The 16,512-nt window shown below is 51.7% G+C and carries 18 protein-coding genes; 1 reads left to right on the top strand and 17 read right to left on the bottom strand.

The genetic code is table 11. The features are described from left to right. Nucleotides 1–208: 208 nt before the first annotated feature. From AC6B99_RS20595 to yyaC, 13 genes are all read right to left on the bottom strand, one after another. The gene (locus AC6B99_RS20595; RefSeq protein WP_162241956.1) at nucleotides 209–358 is read right to left on the bottom strand and encodes a hypothetical protein; all 150 of its coding nucleotides are present in this window, start codon (nucleotides 356–358) and stop codon (nucleotides 209–211) included. 693 nt (nucleotides 359–1,051) lie between these two features. After that, the gene (tsaD, locus tag AC6B99_RS20590; protein WP_496664103.1) at nucleotides 1,052–2,128 is read right to left on the bottom strand and encodes a tRNA (adenosine(37)-N6)-threonylcarbamoyltransferase complex transferase subunit TsaD; all 1,077 of its coding nucleotides are present in this window, start codon (nucleotides 2,126–2,128) and stop codon (nucleotides 1,052–1,054) included. Nucleotides 2,129–2,130: 2 nt separating this feature from the next. Continuing rightward, nucleotides 2,131–2,637, bottom strand: a complete 507-nt coding sequence (gene rimI, locus AC6B99_RS20585) for a ribosomal protein S18-alanine N-acetyltransferase (RefSeq protein ID WP_099518703.1) — start codon at nucleotides 2,635–2,637, stop codon at nucleotides 2,131–2,133. Beyond that, nucleotides 2,634–3,617, bottom strand: a complete 984-nt coding sequence (gene tsaB / locus AC6B99_RS20580; protein WP_496664102.1) for a tRNA (adenosine(37)-N6)-threonylcarbamoyltransferase complex dimerization subunit type 1 TsaB — start codon at nucleotides 3,615–3,617, stop codon at nucleotides 2,634–2,636. The genes rimI and tsaB overlap by 4 nt, the downstream gene beginning before the upstream one ends. Next, nucleotides 3,610–4,107 carry a tRNA (adenosine(37)-N6)-threonylcarbamoyltransferase complex ATPase subunit type 1 TsaE gene (gene tsaE, locus AC6B99_RS20575; RefSeq protein ID WP_496664101.1) on the bottom strand — a complete coding sequence of 166 codons (498 nt, stop codon included), beginning with the start codon at nucleotides 4,105–4,107 and terminating at the stop codon, nucleotides 3,610–3,612. Before tsaE ends, tsaB begins: the two co-directional genes overlap by 8 nt. Nucleotides 4,108–4,122: 15 nt before the next feature. Further along, on the bottom strand, nucleotides 4,123–5,322 hold the full coding sequence (locus AC6B99_RS20570; protein ID WP_496664100.1) for a thiamine-phosphate kinase: 1,200 nt from the start codon (nucleotides 5,320–5,322) through the stop codon (nucleotides 4,123–4,125). A gap of 16 nt (nucleotides 5,323–5,338) precedes the next feature. Continuing rightward, nucleotides 5,339–6,205: a YitT family protein gene (locus AC6B99_RS20565; protein ID WP_056043488.1), complete on the bottom strand. Its 867-nt coding sequence runs from the start codon at nucleotides 6,203–6,205 to the stop codon at nucleotides 5,339–5,341. Between the two features lie 128 nt (nucleotides 6,206–6,333). Then, nucleotides 6,334–6,690 carry a hypothetical protein gene (locus AC6B99_RS20560; protein ID WP_056043484.1) on the bottom strand — a complete coding sequence of 119 codons (357 nt, stop codon included), beginning with the start codon at nucleotides 6,688–6,690 and terminating at the stop codon, nucleotides 6,334–6,336. A 166-nt stretch (nucleotides 6,691–6,856) separates the two neighbouring features. Beyond that, nucleotides 6,857–7,936 carry an HD-GYP domain-containing protein gene (locus AC6B99_RS20555; protein ID WP_056043480.1) on the bottom strand — a complete coding sequence of 360 codons (1,080 nt, stop codon included), beginning with the start codon at nucleotides 7,934–7,936 and terminating at the stop codon, nucleotides 6,857–6,859. A 108-nt stretch (nucleotides 7,937–8,044) separates the two neighbouring features. Next, entirely contained in the window at nucleotides 8,045–9,220 is a 1,176-nt protein-coding gene (locus tag AC6B99_RS20550) for a methyltransferase (RefSeq protein ID WP_494864178.1), read from the bottom strand. A 2-nt stretch (nucleotides 9,221–9,222) separates the two neighbouring features. Continuing rightward, complete coding sequence (locus tag AC6B99_RS20545; protein ID WP_496664099.1) at nucleotides 9,223–9,870, bottom strand: DUF6483 family protein; 648 nt, start codon at nucleotides 9,868–9,870, stop codon at nucleotides 9,223–9,225. 88 nt (nucleotides 9,871–9,958) lie between these two features. Continuing rightward, entirely contained in the window at nucleotides 9,959–10,825 is an 867-nt protein-coding gene (locus AC6B99_RS20540; protein WP_496664098.1) for an alpha/beta fold hydrolase, read from the bottom strand. Beyond that, complete coding sequence (gene yyaC / locus AC6B99_RS20535) at nucleotides 10,818–11,366, bottom strand: spore protease YyaC (protein ID WP_056043469.1); 549 nt, start codon at nucleotides 11,364–11,366, stop codon at nucleotides 10,818–10,820. The genes AC6B99_RS20540 and yyaC overlap by 8 nt, the downstream gene beginning before the upstream one ends. Nucleotides 11,367–11,582: 216 nt before the next feature. Between yyaC and AC6B99_RS20530 the strand changes: the two genes are divergently transcribed. Then, nucleotides 11,583–11,810 (top strand): DUF1128 domain-containing protein, encoded by a 228-nt coding sequence (locus AC6B99_RS20530; protein WP_056043466.1) that lies wholly within the window; start codon nucleotides 11,583–11,585, stop codon nucleotides 11,808–11,810. A gap of 100 nt (nucleotides 11,811–11,910) precedes the next feature. Here the strand turns inward: AC6B99_RS20530 and AC6B99_RS20525 are convergent, their stop codons facing one another. The 4 genes from AC6B99_RS20525 to AC6B99_RS20510 all read right to left on the bottom strand — a co-directional run bounded on the left by AC6B99_RS20525 (nucleotide 11,911) and on the right by AC6B99_RS20510 (nucleotide 16,453). Further along, a complete protein-coding gene (locus AC6B99_RS20525; protein ID WP_046229069.1) occupies nucleotides 11,911–12,384 on the bottom strand; it encodes a hypothetical protein in 474 nt (157 codons plus the stop codon). A gap of 185 nt (nucleotides 12,385–12,569) precedes the next feature. Next, nucleotides 12,570–14,159 (bottom strand): UDP-glucose--hexose-1-phosphate uridylyltransferase, encoded by a 1,590-nt coding sequence (locus AC6B99_RS20520; RefSeq protein ID WP_494864176.1) that lies wholly within the window; start codon nucleotides 14,157–14,159, stop codon nucleotides 12,570–12,572. A 26-nt stretch (nucleotides 14,160–14,185) separates the two neighbouring features. Then, nucleotides 14,186–15,184 (bottom strand): UDP-glucose 4-epimerase GalE, encoded by a 999-nt coding sequence (gene galE / locus AC6B99_RS20515; protein ID WP_430159024.1) that lies wholly within the window; start codon nucleotides 15,182–15,184, stop codon nucleotides 14,186–14,188. 96 nt (nucleotides 15,185–15,280) lie between these two features. Next, nucleotides 15,281–16,453, bottom strand: coding sequence for a galactokinase (locus AC6B99_RS20510; protein ID WP_056044055.1), 1,173 nt, complete (start codon nucleotides 16,451–16,453; stop codon nucleotides 15,281–15,283). Nucleotides 16,454–16,512 lie beyond the last annotated feature (59 nt).

Raw genomic sequence — 16,512 nt, 5'->3', positions numbered from 1 at the left:
GGCTGTCGCCATCCTTTGGCGGCGCGGCGCGTTTCATTCCGAGAAATATAAGCTGTTTATAAGGGTGAAACTTATAAATGCTTATATTAAAAAAAGCCTGCCGTCTCTAATTGAAAGAGACGACAGGCTTTTTCACCCACCGTGGTACCACTCTAATTGGCCGGACCCTGTATGCGCTTGAGCAGAAAAACCGGATTGGCTTCTCTTTTCACGCTGCTGCTGGATGGATAATCCCATGCCTGCAACATTCGCGCGGGTCCACACCCGCTTGATGCCCGATGACGGGGGCTGATTCCGTAACGATGTACGCATTAGGCTTGCAGCTAACCGCAGCTGCCTGCACCGATGGTTCCATCATTCCGCTCCCAGGCGAGTTCGAACGTAAGCTTCGACTGCGTCGCACCATCCCGCAGCTCTCTGCAGCGCTCCTTGTCGATCATGCAGCAGCTTTGTTATCCGCCTGCCGCGCCTCGCTCAAGGTTCCCGCTGTTGTCCCGCTTTACCGCTCTACTACTCCTGTTCAATGCGTTTTCTGTATGTGATTTCAGCTTATTGTGCTGGTTCATGTATAACTTGCCTGCTTGCTCATTTCATAGCTCGCTTCCAACTTTGAACTTCCAAACAACAAGAAAAGCCTGTCGTCTCTTGAATAAATCAAGAGACGACAGGCTTATTATAATCCTGCGCGGTACCACCCTTGTTGACCTTCCGCTTTGCTATTGCAGCAAATTAGAATGCCCACCTTAGGCACATCATCAACTCCGGATGTTGATTGATGCGCACCCGATTACGGGGGTTAGCCGTGACAGTGTAGTAAATCCGGCTATCCATGGTTAGCCAGCTGTTCCACTGTTCCGCTCCCAGGCGAGCTTCAGGCTTCCGTCGACTGCGTTGCACTAGCCCGCAGCTCTCTGTTCATTCCGGGAATGGCCCTACTATTCCTGTTCCTTGCGTTTGCAGAATATGAAGTTCAAAGTATTGTTGCCTATTATAGGCCTTCAAAAATTAGATGTCAATCACAGCACCAAAAAAATTTCCAGCAGCCGTTAGTCTAGCTCTGCACCTGCGGTGCCATCCAGCCTTCCAGACTGAAGCTTGGCTCGGCTTTAAGATCGAGCGACGAATATTCGCCGCGCTGCCATTTCAGGAATGCGGCAGCTCCGATCATCGCCGCGTTATCCGTGCACAGCGTCAGCGGCGGAATGAGCAGCGGCACGCCTTCCGCTTCGCAGCGGGAAGTCAGAGCTGCCCGCAGGCCGCGATTCGCCGCGACGCCTCCGCACAGCAGCAGCTGCTTGGCGCCATAGGCGCGAACGGCGCGAAGCGCTTTTTCAACAAGCACCTCAATGACCGACTCCTGAAAGCCCCGTGCCAGCGCCGCTTCATTGAGCGTGTCCCCGCGCATCTGCGTCTGATTAATAACCGCCAGCACCGCCGACTTCAAGCCGCTGAAGCTGAAATCATAGGAGTCCGCCTCCAGCCATGCCCTTGGCAGCGCCAGCGCTTCCGTTGCTTCTGAAGCCAGACGGTCGATATGCGGCCCGCCCGGATAAGGCAGCTTGAGCGAACGAGCTACTTTGTCGTATGCTTCCCCAACCGCATCGTCGCGCGTACGCCCGATCATGCGGAAGGAGCCTTCATTTTCGAGCAGCACCAGCTCCGTGTGCCCGCCAGAAACGACGAGCGCCATACACGGATACTCCAGCTCATGCACGAGCTGGTTGGCGTAAATATGCCCCGCAATATGATGGGTGCCGATCAAGGGCAAATCTAGCGCCATTGCCAGTGTTTTGGCCGCTACGATGCCGACAAGCAGTGCGCCTACTAGTCCCGGCCCCTGCGTCACCGCAATTGCAGACAAATCCTTTAGCTTCATGCCCGATTCAGCAATAGCCTGTTCAATCATCAGCGTAATAACCTCAACATGCTTGCGTGAGGCAATTTCCGGCACAACGCCGCCAAAGCGCTGATGCACCTCGATTTGGCTCGAAATGACATTCGATAATATATGTTTACCGTCCTGAATGACGGCAACGGATGTTTCATCACAGCTCGTCTCAATGGCAAGAATAAGGCCTGACTTGCTTCCATTTTCCGCTGCCGCTTTCACCGTTTCCTGTTGTTGCATGCTCAATACTCCTGCCCCTCTTCCCGGACGCCTAAGCTGCTCGTATCAAGCTCCGCCCACATAATGAGCGCATCCTCCTGATTATCCGAATAATAACCGGGACGAATGCCCGACGATTCAAAACCAAGGCTGCGGTAAAGCCGCTGCGCCACCTCGTTGGATACCCGGACCTCCAGCGTCATTTTGTTCGCGCCGAAAAACACTGCCGTCCGCTGAAGCTCGCCCAGCAGCAGCTTGCCAAGCCCTTGTCCGCGATGATCGGAACGTACCGCTACATTCGTTACATGCGCCTCGTCCACGATTACCCACATGCCCGCATAGCCGATAACTTCCTTCTCGTATTCCATCACCATATATTTGGCAAACATATTATTCGTCAATTCATTGGTAAAAGCCTCTGCTGTCCACGGACCTGTGAAGGCCTCCTGCTCGATCGCCACAATAAACGGTATGTCTTGCAACGTCATGGACCGATAAATCATTTCATCCCGATTGATTTCTCTCATCATGGCTCCGCATCCTTTACTCGAGCCGCATCCACATCGGCATTAATTGCAGCCTTTAGTGAAGCCGATTGGGCGGCTGCCCTTTCAGCTTCCTGTTCAGCCTTTAGAGCAGCTTCCTTTTCCTGCAGCTTAACTTCCGCCTCATGCAGCTGTGTATAGTTTGGCGCAAGCGTATGGAGGTCATCTATATCCCCCGCAAGCAGGCGCTTCCGCCCCAGCTCAGCTATCGCCCTGCCTTCGAGCTCATAAGGAAACAGACTAACCTCTACACCCGCTTCTGCACAGCCTTCTACGAGCCGCTGCGCCTCCGCCTCGTGGAGCTTAAGATCGCCAGTGATGTAAATTTTAGTAACATATCCAGCTGGAACCTGAGTTGGCTTAAGCTCAGCCTGCTCTTGTTCCTGTTCTTGAACCTGCTCTTGAACTTGCTCCAATAACTGGTCGACCCAATCCCGCATCAGCCTGATTCCATCAGCAGCACGGCGTTCCCATTGATCGCCATATGCATAGGAGAAGCTTGCCGTATATACCTGGCCCCGCCTTGCATCCATGATAGGAATGAACCATACAGCCATTTTGTTCATATTAGGGTGATCCGCCTGAATTTGTTGCTGCATAGTTGAAATCATCGCATCGGTTTGTTTTAATCGCTCACACGCCCCGTAAGCAATCGCTTCAAGGCTGGACAGCGCTACTAACGGCTTATCCCAAGTCCAAGCAAGCGTCTTAGCCGCTGTTACCGCAATTCGCATGCCCGTGTAAGAGCCCGGGCCGCCGCCTACAGCGATGCCGCCAAGCTCCTTCTTGCTTACACCGCAATCCTCAAGCAGCTGCTTTAAATGCGTAATAATATAAACGGAGTGATTGCGCTCCGCAAAAGATTGAATTTCACCTAAAATCCGATCACCTTGAATAACAGCCGCCGCGAGGGCAGCCGTCGAGGTATCAAATGCTAATATGGGCTGCTCCGCCTGCTCAACCATGTTGCTTCCCTACTTCCCTGTCATTCAAAGACTGGCACCAGCCCGCGTAGGCTTCCCCGATGCCTTTCAGCCGAATTACCCGCTCTTCGCCGCCCGTATGCTCCAAATACAGCTCTAAGCGCTCCTCGGGCAAAAGCTCTTCGATCAAGCTTGCCCATTCCACAATCGTCACGCCGCTGCCGTAAAAATATTCGTCAAGTCCCAGCTCGTCCGCTTCCTCAAGGGATACGCGATAAACATCCATATGATAAAAGGGCATCTCAGCGCCTTCATATTCTTTGATAATCGTAAAGGTCGGACTGTTTACTATGCCCTGCACGCCAATGGCTTTCGCAAAAAACTGTGAAAACGTCGTTTTTCCCGCACCAAGATCACCGTCAAGCGCCAGCAGCGTGCCTGATTTTGCCCATGAAGCAATAAGCGTCGCAAGTGCTTCCGTATCCTTCGTGCTGCTCGCCTTCCACTGTGCTTCTCCAATCGCTGTTTGCATCCTATTCACCCAATTTCATTTCTTAAAATGATTATAGCCTCGCTTGGCAAGGGGCATACACTTGCCCTTGGCAGCAGCTCCGTCCGCTTTGGCTGACAACGCCGGCTCCAGCACCACTGAAGGCGCCCCCTGCCTCACCTCGCCAACGATATAAAATGGCAAGCCTTCGGCATGGAAAGCTTCGCGTGCTGCCTGCACATCAGCGGCTTCCATTGTGCCTAGCAGCACATAATCCTCGCCGCCATAAAGCATCCACTCCAGCGGATCGATTCCAACATCCGCCGCATAAGCAGCCATACTGCCGCTGCGTGGAAGCATATCTTCCTTGAGCACAAGGCAGCACTGTGAGGCTTCGGCAATCTCCCATGCTTCGCTGGCAAGCCCATCGCTCACATCATTAAGGGAATTACAGCTGCCACGCTCAAGCAGCAAACGTCCCGCACGCACGGAAGGTACAGGGCGGCAATGCGCCCCTATGAGCGCTGCCGCTCCGCGCACCTCTTCGTGCTGCGCTTGATTTGAAACGCCCGCTGAGCTTGCCGCTTGCGAATCCCCAGCAGGCTGTGTCCCACTGGCATCACTAGCATCACTAGCTCTGCCCGTTTCGCCCGATTCTACTGCCTCGCGCGCCGCCTGCTCTTGACGCTCCTGCTTGCGCGCGAGCAGCAAATGCAGACCTGCCGCCGACAGTCCGACGGCTCCGGTCAGCACAACCGCGTCTCCGGGCTTCGCCCCGGAGCGGCGCAAAGCCCGCCCAGCTTCGACGGCTCCCGTCACCGTCACCGCAACAACCAAGTGCTGCGGCGAAGACGTCGTATCGCCGCCAACAATCGCGACGCCGTAATCCGCGGCGCACGCATAAAGCCCATCATAGAGCCGAGCTATCCGCTCCGGCCCATATGCCGCCGGCACGCTCACGGACACGAGCGCATGCCGCGGCACACCGCCCATTGCCGCGATATCGCTCACGTTCGCGGCAAGCGCCTTATATCCGACATCCTCATCGGTCATCGTATACGCATTAAAGTGCACCGTCTCCACCATCGTGTCGACGGCCATCAGCAGCTCCAGCGGTCCATCCAGCTCATCCGCCATTGCCGCAGGAGCAATGATGGCTGTATCATCGCCAATGCCGAGCGTCACGCCTCTTTGCTGCTGCCATTCAGCGGACTGTCTGCCCGCCGTCCAATGGCTGATGCTTGCAAACTCATCCAAAGCTTAAACCCCTTTGCTAATGAATATCACGCTTCTTGAAGCGGCCGCCCTTCACATCATGGATGTTGCCGACGGCCAGAAAAGCAGCCGGATCAAGCTCCTGTACAATCGATTTCATCTTCGCTTCTTCCAGCCGGGTAATGACGCAAAAAATAATCCGTTTCTGCCCGCCGGTAAAGCCGCCCTCGCCGTGCAAATAAGTGACGCCGCGGCCGAGACGGCTCATAATAGCTGCGCCAATCTCCTGCCAGCTTTCGCTGATAATCCAGACGGCCTTCGATTCCTGGAAGCCTTCAATCGTAATGTCAATCATCTTGAATGCTATGAAATAAGAAAATAGCGAGTACATCGCCCGATCCCAACCGAATACAAATCCGGCGCTGCACAATATAAAAAGATTAAAAAACATCACGACCTCGCCTACTGAAAACGGCAGGCGCTTATTGCTCAAGATCGCAACAATTTCCGTCCCGTCCAGCGATCCGCCAAAACGGATAACGAGTCCAACCCCAGCGCCCAATATGACACCGCCGAAAATAGCGGCCAGCACATATTCGCTCGTAATCGCCTTCACCGGATGCAGCAAAAATGTGCCCAGCGACATGACGCTAACGCCGTATAACGTCGATAAAGCAAAGGTTTTGCCGATTTGCTTATACCCTAGCAGCAGGAAAGGAAGATTTAATAAGAACAAAAACAAGCCGAGCGGCAGCCCCGTAAAATGGGATACGATAATAGAAATGCCTACAATTCCGCCGTCGATAATATGGTTCGGCACCAGAAAAATCTCTAAAGCTACAGATACCAGCGCAGCCCCAATTGTAATAAATAGAATTCTGCGAATAATATCCAGCTTGGATAAAGTATGATGCTGCACACCCATATGTATCAAAGCTCCCCCTTTATACATCTATCCCCATATTACATGAAGATAGAGAAGATTCAAAGAGAAAGCAAAATCCTCCTGCCCTCTCCGCCTGTTATGAGCGGAAAATGCAAGAGGATTTGAAGTTAGCCGATTACCGCGAAGGTTTGTACCCCTGCCGGAATGAAAGCCGTACGGAACAGTACGCCATTCGAATTGAATAAACGAATCGTGTAAGATACGTTTGTCAGCGTCTCAATCTGGTTAAACCTGACGACACCGAAACGGTCAAACGCCGCAATCGCAACCACAGTATTGCCTCTAAACAGACGGGCAAAAAAACCGGTCGTATTAAACGGCACGCCACTGGTCGTAACCCATACAACCGTCAGACGGTTAAAGGTCGGGCCTCCGCTTTGAAGCCTCTTTGTCCCGGTTACCTTGCTGATCACTTTTCCTGTACCCTTAGGGCCTAAATACGGGGGTTTCATTTTTTTAGACATTATACCACCACTCCTTTTTGCACTTTCGCCTTAACAGCTTATGCAGCATAAGGAATGCTTGTATAGTCAAGCCCCTAACCTAGCGAACCCATTTATATTCTTTCTTTTCTTAACAGCTCTGCGGGAAAAAGCTGCCTTAATGTGTAAGAAAGCCTCGTGCTTGACCCTATAGCTCTTTGACAATCGTCAAATACATGTCGTCCTTGAGCTCAATTTCAAAAGGAGCTGCCGTATGCGAACCATCGGCTTCACGAATAATGCGTACGCGTGGACGATGCAGGGCCAGCTCATTGTTCGCTGTCACGACGGCGGTCTGTCCAGAGCTGAGCAGCAGCGTCGTCGCCACCGGATAAATGGAAATATGGCGGCAAAAGAGCTTGATCAGCTCAAAATCAAAGTATGTATTGCCGGCCGCAAACAGAAATTCGATGGCTTCCGTTGGCGTATATCTTTTGCGATAAGGCCGCGGGGAAGTCAGTGCGTCATAAACATCGGCAAGCCCGACAATTTGGGCGAACATATGAATATCATCATGCTTAAGCCCGCGCGGATAACCCGAGCCGTCATAACGCTCATGATGCTGCAATGCGCAGTGGGCCGATAAGAGGGAAATATCATGATACTTCCGTAAAATATCGAAGCCCTCCATCGTGTGGCTCTGCATGATTTTGCGGTCTGCATCGGATAGCGGCCCTTTCGTCGCCAGCAGCGGCTGAGGCAGCTTCGTCATGCCGATATCAAACAGCAGCGCGCCAATGCCCAAATCCTCCAGCTGGTTGCGATTGAAGCCCTTGGCGATTCCAATAACGCCGGCAAGCATCGCAACATTGACCGAATGCTGAAACAAATAGGCATCCGCCGAATGAATGCTGGTCAAATTGACCGCCATGTTTGGCCTGCTCGCGAGGTCCTGCATGATGGACCCAAATACCGAACGGAATGTCCGTCCAATGTCCGGGGCAATCGTCCGCCCCTTCAGGGCGGGCTCTTTGAACGCATTCATCGTCGCAGAAACAGCTTCCGCCGCTTTTTTGCGCGTCTCGTCGCGAATGCTGTCCTCGGGCATAATATCTTCTGTGGCCTTATCTTCAATAAACACAAAATCGTAGCCCATATTTTCAAGCCTGTTAATAAAACGGTCATTCATCTCCACGCCTGCGCCGAGCAGCACGCTGCCGTTATCCTGAAAAATAGTTTTGGCAAGCCTGTCCCCCGGCTGCACCATGCCAATCTGAACTTTTCTCATTTCCTTGTTTCCCGCCTTTAACCATGATAACGCTAGTAATCGGCATCTTTCATTTGGTCGCTATCATCCATGCATTCCTAAAGCAATTTCCAATAAGTTATATACTTGCTAGTTTGCGGGCAAACGTTCGGCAAGCAGTTTCTCAAGACTAGGTGCTATCTGCAGAAAATTACGGAACTGCTCATATTGCTCCCATTTTTTCGCCTGTATGCCCGACTCGCCGCGAACCGCTCGAATGAGCAGATTTTTGGGCGTATGCTCCGGATCAACAAACTCCAGCATTTGAACTTTATAACCCAGCACCTCAAGCAGCGTGCCACGGGCCGCATCGGTTGCAATAGCCGCAAAACGTTCCTTCAATAGGCCTTGCGATAAAATAGGGGCCAAAACGTCGCTGCTCACCTGCTTGAACAACTCGTGCTGGCAGCAAGGCACGGACATAATGACCGAGGCTCCCCAGCCGACTGCCTTAGCAAGCGCAGCATCGGTAGCCGTGTCGCATGCATGAAGCGTTACAACCATATCCGCTTCGCTTACACCTTCATAATCGGCAATATCACCCACCATAAATGTCAGTTTATCATAACCAAGCGTATGTGCAAGCTCCGAACAAAAAGTGATGACATCCGCCTTCAAATCAAGACCAACGATGCGAATATCCCGTTTCTGCTCTAACGCCAGCAGATGATACAGGGCAAACGTCAAATACGACTTGCCGCAGCCAAAATCGATAATGGTCAGCGGCTTGCCCTGAGGAAGCTGAGGCAATACATCAGTAACCATTTCCAAGAAGCGATTGATCTGCCGGAACTTATCCTGCTTTTTCGCATGGACTTTGCCTTCCGGCGTCATTATGCCCAGTTCCACCATAAACGGTGCCGCCTGTCCTTCCGCAATGACGCGCTGCTTCTGGCGGTTGTGCTGCTGCTCGGTGCTTGCTGCACTAGCGGTTGGCGGCTTTTTGAGCAAAGTCGGCTTGCCTTTCTTGCTCAGAAGCAGCTGTATATCTGCTTCCTGCGTTTTAAGAAGTGCTTGGCGATATTGCTCACCGAGCAGCTCGACCAGCTTCGGCCCCGCATCTTTCGGAAGCCAATTGTTATGTATAACCTTATTCGCATAATGAGCTTCAAATTGATAATGAAGGCCATTTTTCAACTGTACGGGACGAATGATGATTTTGGGCGCTGCGTCTCCGTCCTTGCGGCGAAGCTGGCTCAGCGTTCCCTGCAAAAGCCCGCCCGTTTCTGTCAGGCGGCATATGTCCTGCTGCCACTGTTCTGTCATTGCTATTGCTCCATCTCCAGGCTGTTAAGCCCTGTTCTGATTTCCTCTATCGACAAGCCGCCAGCCGCAAGCTTGTCCTCCTCAAAAGGAAGCAGCCGCATATAAAACGCGGCGACCTCGCCTTTGTCGGCTGCGCCGTCCTCAAGCAGCTCGTACCAAATATTTTCAGCGAGCGCAAAAGCGCCCTCTGCTTCATGCCACTCAGCAAGCAGATGCTTCGTTCGATTGGGCAGCTCGTATGGCGACAGCTTGCCGAGCAATTTCACTACTTCTTCGCTCGAGTCTGTAAGCGTCGGCGGCGCATCGATGAGTGAAAGCCGCATAAACAAGTGCAACGCCTTTAAGCTGTGCGCAAAGCTTTCCGCTTCTTTGCCCAAATCCTCATACAGCTCTGCCTCCTGCTTGAACAAAATCGCGATCGCCTGGATATTGTCCGTCTCTACGATGCCGTTCTTCGTCATAACCGCGAGCAGATCCTCGTCTGACAACGTGCGAATCAGCTTCCCGCTTAGCCCAAACCTGCGGTCCAGCAGCTCGTCAATGACGACAAGCGCCTCTTCCTGCTTCAGCTCTCGCCGCAGCTGCATTACTTGTCCGACCGCTTCCGTCATCTGCTCGATCATACGCATAAAATAATCCCGTTGAAACATCGCTCCGTCCCCCTTTCACTAGCCTCTATCTGCCTAACCATGATTTAGCTTGAACGATGATCGCCTCTGCGAGAAAGGTGCGTCCAACCTATATCCGAGCAATAAAGCTGCTGATCGCCTCTGCGCATGCTTCCGGCTGCTCCAGCATGCTCATGTGGCCGGCATCTGGAAGCAGCACCTGCGTGATGGAGGGGCCTTCGAATAACAGCGTCCGCTCCGGTGGAACGATTTGGTCGCCTTCCCCGGCAAGCAGCAGCACAGGCAGCTTGGCTTCCCGCAAAATCCCCGTCCGATCAGGCCTTGCTTTCATTCCGGATGCCGCGGCAATCGCTCCTGTTCCGCCCGTCTGATAGCCAATCGCCTTCACACGCGCCACCTTGCTAGGCAGCTTGTCCAAATTATCTGGAGCAAACAGCTTTTGCGACATGCCGTCAATCACCTGCTCCAGCTGGCCCTGCTTGATTAAATTTATCGTATTGTCCCGATTGTCCTTCGCGGCCTCGCTGTCGGCTAGAGCTGTAGAATGCACAAGCCCGAATGCCGCCAACCGATCCGCATGCCGCTCTGCAAAAGCCAATGCGATGTAGCCGCCAAGCGAATGGCCGATAAGGCACACTTTATCTATGCGAAGATGCTCAAGAATAGCGTAAAGATCATCTGCATACAATTCCATAGTAGCTTCAAGATCGGCGGAGGCCGAAGATAAGCCATGACCGCGCAGATCAGGAATGATCAGGCGCGACTGCCGTGCAAGCATCGGCGCAACCTCTTCCCAATAGGCTGAGCTGCCGCAGTAGCCATGCAGCAGCACAACCACAGGAGAGGGGTGGCCTGCCTCTGGATCTGAGTCCGTTGCTCCAGCCTGCCATTTTAACGCTTCTGAGTCGTAAAAGCTAAGCTCTGTGCCTTCCTCAAGCATCAGCTTTTGATTCGCCAAGGTTATCCAATTAGCCAAAATAAACACGCTCCTCTTCTGTCCATTTTAATAGGCGCTTACTGCCCGGCCATGCTCTTGCAATCGCTGCTGCCAACTGCTCTGCCATTTGCATGACATGATACAGCGATGTCGTCTGAATCGTTATATATGGCTTGTGGCTTAACGCATTCACAACGCCTGCAATGCTGTAATGTCCGACGGGCGGCAATCTCCGGCCCGTTGCTGCTCCTGGCTGGAGCGGACCCGCTTTCGCCAGAAAGGCTCCAACCGACTGCGGCTTGCCGAGACAAGCATCAATCGCAATGACGACTGCATGATTTTCAGCCTTGAGAACCGCCTGTTCCACTGCATAGGCGTCACACGGCTGCTCCATTGTGCCGATGACATGCTCCCAGCCCTGCTCCCGCAGCAGCGTGCCGACGAGAGGCCCAAAGCAATCTCCTGTCGAACGGTCTGTACCAATACATACGAAGGAAATATCGCTTCTATTCGGGTACTGCCTGGCAATCGGAGCCAGAAATTCAGCAATTTCGAGATTGAAACGATCTGACTGCTCCATCTTCCTGCTCCTTTAAGCTAACCTGCTTCATTCAATTTATCTGCGTTCCTTCATGCTCTACTTTATAATTACCCATCCTGCTATTAATTGTATCGGATTTATCGGTTCTATTCAATTTGTCTGATGCCCGTCCTAAAATTATGTTACAATGACGGCATTAGTATGAAACAGCAGGCGCATGCATCCATGCCCTGAATGATGAAGGAGGATTTACCCATGCTTGATCTTGAACAGCAAACGCCGCAAAATATTGAATTTATGATTGATACCATCAAAACAAAATTAAAGATGGCTTCGGCTGCCGCTATGCAGGCTTCCCATTTCAATATTACGCAATACGAAGACATTAAGGAACTGTATGAGGTCGTTGCAAGCAAAGAAAAATTCAGTATCAGTGAAGTTGAAGCCCTTGTATCAGAGCTAGGCAAGCTAAGGAACAAGTAATACAGCTCTTCAAGTAATACCATTAAAATACATTATATTACACCCTTCGACAACACAAGAAAACCGGCGCACTCGCAAGAGCTGCCCCGGTTTCTTTGTGTTATTCTTCTGTCGTTTCGGATTCCTTCACTGCTACAGCTGCTGCTGCTTCAAGGGACAGCGAAATGGCTACTTGTTTCTGCTCGCCCTTCAGGAAGAAAGCAAGGCGCTCGAGTTTCTCAGCAAGTTCAGCACCGCTGAGCGTTGTGTTCAAGTTGTAGTTGAACTGATCTGCTGGAAGCTTAAGCTCCTGCTGAGCGTAAGAAGGCTGTCCTCTCCATCCACGTTCAAATCCACCACCCGATTGTGAAGACAAATGATCTGGAACCGGATAGAACTTGTCCGACTTATTTACAACCCGCTCGTAGATGCGGAGTTTCTTAAGGAGCATGTAATACTGAGCGGAATGTTTGAAATCCCAAGCTTCACGAATATCTTTAAGCGTATAATCCATTTTCCATCTTTTCAGCTTTTCCACTTGCTCATCCGAATTCAACTGCAAAAAATCATCTAACGGCATAATAGTTTCCGGCATATTAACTCCTCCATCTAACTTGTAGTGTTGGCGATCACAATAAAACATTAGTAACGTAAATACTATTTTTAATCATATAAAAAATACCATAATTTTTTACACTTTTCAAATTAATTATTTCACAGATTAAAAGCTGGCTCTCAATCCCCTCAGGATTAAAAGCCAGCTTCACGTTTCAGCCTATATTATTCACTTTGCAACCCTAGGGAAAACAGGAACTTTTGAAAACTTGCTTTTCCAGCATCGTTGCGTTTGTATACCCCTGCGTCCTTCAGCACATCAAGGAACTTTGCACCCGTCTGAGTCTCCACATGCGCCTGAGCTTCGCTCTCTGAGCAGGACGTTCCATAAGACGCTACAAGCTCTCTAATCCACTCTGCATGCTTGTGAAGCGGATGAGCGCTTTCCTGAAGGGCAGCATCGATAGTCGCCTCTCCCGTCAAGTAAGCGGCAATTTGACCAAGCTCCGTTGCCAGTCTGCCTGGCAGAACAGCAAGACCCATCACTTCGATCAGGCCGATATTTTCTTTTTTGACATGATGCAGATGCTGATGGGGATGAAAAATTCCGTCCGGATGCTCGTCGCTCGTCCGATTGTTGCGAAGCACAAGATCGACCTCGTACTCGCCGTTGTCGCGCAGCCTGGCAATCGGCGTAATCGTATTATGCGGCGTCTGTGCCGCATCCAAATCACCTGCGGTAAAGGCGAGAACGTCGGCATCCGCGTCGCTGTAGCCACGCCAAGCATCAAGCAGGCTGCAGGCCGCCTTCAGCACATCGGCTTTCGAAGCGCCATTTATCCGCACAACGGACATTGGCCAGCTTACGATACCGTATTTGACGCCTGGCAGCTCCGGATTAACGAAGCTTGCTTCCACCCCGGCCGCTTCCATCGGGAACGTATGACGTCCTGCCTGGAAGTGGTCGTGGCTCAGAATCGAGCCGCCAACAATCGGCAAATCGGCATTGGAGCCGATAAAATAATGCGGATACAGCTCGACGAAATCGAGCAGCCTCGCAAACGAGGAGTGCGAAATCGCCATCGGCTCATGCGCGCCCTTGAATACAATGCTGTGCTCGTTGTAATAAACATAAGGCGAATATTGAAAATACCATTGCTCTGCCTGCAAGGTCAGCGGCAGGACGCGCAGATTTTGCCGCGCAGGATGATCGGCGCGTCCGGCGTAGCCTACATTTTCAGCACATAACAGGCACAATGGATATTTAGCTTGCGGCAGCGTCTTAAGCAGCGCAATTTCCTTTGGATCCTTTTCCGGCTTGGACAGATTGATTGTAATCTCCAAATTGCCGTAATCCGTATCATATAGCCAATATTTATTTTTGCGAATGCGGTCCATGCGAATGTAGTTGGAATCAATATTCAGCTTATAGAAGGCATCCGTCGCCTTGGAAATGCCCTCTGCTTCTGCTGTCCGATCGAAAGCAGCTACCGTTTCCGAGGGGCGCGGCATGAGCAAGCCCATAATGCGCGCATCCAGCAAATCGCGATAAGTCGTAATATTTTCCTCAATCAGGCCGATGCTGTAGCCATAATCGAGCAGTTCCTCCAAGATCGAAACCGCGCTATCCAGCTGCTCCTCAGCTACTTCCCCCTCATGCGGCTCCGTAAAGCCGAATAAATCAAGCAGCGCATTGCGGGCAGCATGAATGTCCAGCTTGTGAAGCAAGCCTTGGCGGTAAGCAAAACCAATCAGTCTTTCAATATTTACAAGCGCCTTCGCCGCATTTGCTGCGGCTGTCTGGCTGTCTGTCATGCGAAAAACGCTCCTTCCTCTTGCTCCTACTCCTGTGCTTTACCTTTGTAGCCTTGCGGATTCGCCACATGCCAGTTCCAGGCGCTGCGAATAATGTCCTCCAGCTTGTCGCGCTTCGGATTCCAGCCCAGTTCATTGCGGGCACGATCCGATGCCGCTACCAGTACGGCTGGGTCGCCAGTCCGGCGAGGCTCAATGACAGCCTTGATCTCGCGTTCGGTTACGGAGCGCGCAATATCAATCACTTGCTTAACGGAGAAGCCTTGTCCGTTGCCTAGGTTGTAAATCGAGCTGTCCGCACCCGTACGCAAACGTTCTACAGCAAGCACGTGCGCATCGGCCAAATCGCTGACATGGATATAATCGCGGATGCAAGTGCCATCCTCTGTCTCATAATCTTCGCCAAACACCGAAATATGCGGGCGTTGTCCAAGCGCTGCCTGCAGCACGATAGGAATAAGATGCGATTCCGGATTATGGTCTTCGCCGATCAGGCCGCTCTCATGCGCGCCAGCTGCGTTGAAATAGCGCAAGGATACGAATTTCAAGCCATGCGCGACATCGAACCATTTCATCATTTTTTCCATAGCCAGCTTCGTTTCGCCATAGGCATTAGTCGGCAGCGTGCGGTCATATTCGTCGATTGGCACGTTTTCCGGCTCGCCATAGGTAGCTGCTGTGGATGAGAACACAATTTTAAGCACATTGTGCTCGATCATTTTTTCAAGCAGGCATAATGTGCCATAAACGTTGTTATGATAGTATTTCCCTGGGTTTTGCATGCTTTCCCCTACGAGCGAATTAGCTGCAAAATGAATAACGGCATCAATGCTGTTTTCCTTAAATACCGTTTCCAGAAAATCCTTATCGCGCAAATCGCCAACGTACAGCTTTCCGCCTGTTACTGCCTCGCGATGCCCCTGCTCCAAATTGTCAACGACGACGATTTCTTCGCCGCGCTCTTTAAGTGACGCTACAGCATGCGAACCAATATATCCTGCTCCACCTGTTACCAATACTGCCATTGTATTATCCCTCCCATATTTGCTTGCATGTAAGTGTAAACGGCTAAATCCGTTCAACACGCTTCATTCGATAGGCCTGCTTAAGCCGTCTGTTGCTTAAACCAGCTGCTCAACGCCATTGCCGATGCTGCATACGTAGAAATCCGCTACAAGTCCGGTTGCCGCCGTGTATTCCTCGCCCACTTGCTGCTTGAAGCTCTCAATGCTGTCTTCATGAACGAGCGATACGGTGCAGCCGCCGAAGCCTGCGCCTGTCATGCGCGAGCCAAGCACGCCATCTACTTTGCGAGCCGCAGCTACCATCGCGTCCAGCTCCGCACCTGTTACTTCATACAAATCGCGCAGCGAGTCATGCGAGCCGTTCATCAGCTGGCCGAACAATGCGAGATCGTCTTTTTTAAGAGCCTCCATCGATTGCAACACCCGGTCGATTTCCTCGACTACATGCTGCGCGCGATTGCGGACGATATCTTCTTTGATCAGATGCTTGTTTGCATTGAACTGCTCCAAGTTAATTTGGCCAAGCAGCGTCAGCTCAGGGAATGCCTGCGTCAAGTCCTGAACCGCTTGCTCGCATTGGCTGCGGCGCTCATTATAAGCGGAATCCACCAATCCGCGGCGCTTGTTCGTGTTGCCGATAACGAGCTTGTAGCTGCCCGATTGGAACGGAACGAGATCATATTCCAGCGTGTCGCACATGAGCAAAATCGCGTGGTCCTTCTTGCCGTTCGCCACAGCAAATTGGTCCATAATGCCGCATTGCACGCCATTGAATTCATTTTCCGATTTTTGCGAGAGCAGAGCAATTTGAACCTTGTCGATCGGCTGTTTTTCAAGCGTCAGCAAGGCATATGCCGTAACCACTTCGATGGAAGCCGAGGAGGACAGGCCCGCTCCGTTCGGGATTTCGCCATGGTACAGCAGATCATAGCCGGATGTGTAGCTCACGCCGCGCTGCTTCAATTCATGGAAAATCCCTTTCGGATAGTTCATCCAGTCATCCGCTTCGTCATAAACGATATTTTCAAGATCAAATTCCCGGCTCATTGGAAAATTCGTCGTTGCCAGCCCAAGCTTGCGGTCTCCGCGCGCACGAATGAGCAGCGTAGTGCCGAACGTTAAAGCAGCCGGAAAAACGTAACCGCCGTTATAATCGGTATGCTCGCCGATCAGATTCACCCGGCCTGGAGCATGAAATACTTGAATGGAAGAGGCTTCTCCACCATATTGTTGGATAAATTTCTGTGTAAGCTCTTGAACATTTGCCACTTGCAATCACGTCCCTTTTTATCGTCTTTAGTAATTTGATGTAAGGCGATGTCTTCCCC

It is taken from the genome of Paenibacillus liaoningensis (assembly GCF_059609455.1).
The sequence above is the reverse complement of the archived record's forward strand: the minus strand, read 5'-3'. Positions and strand labels throughout refer to the sequence as shown.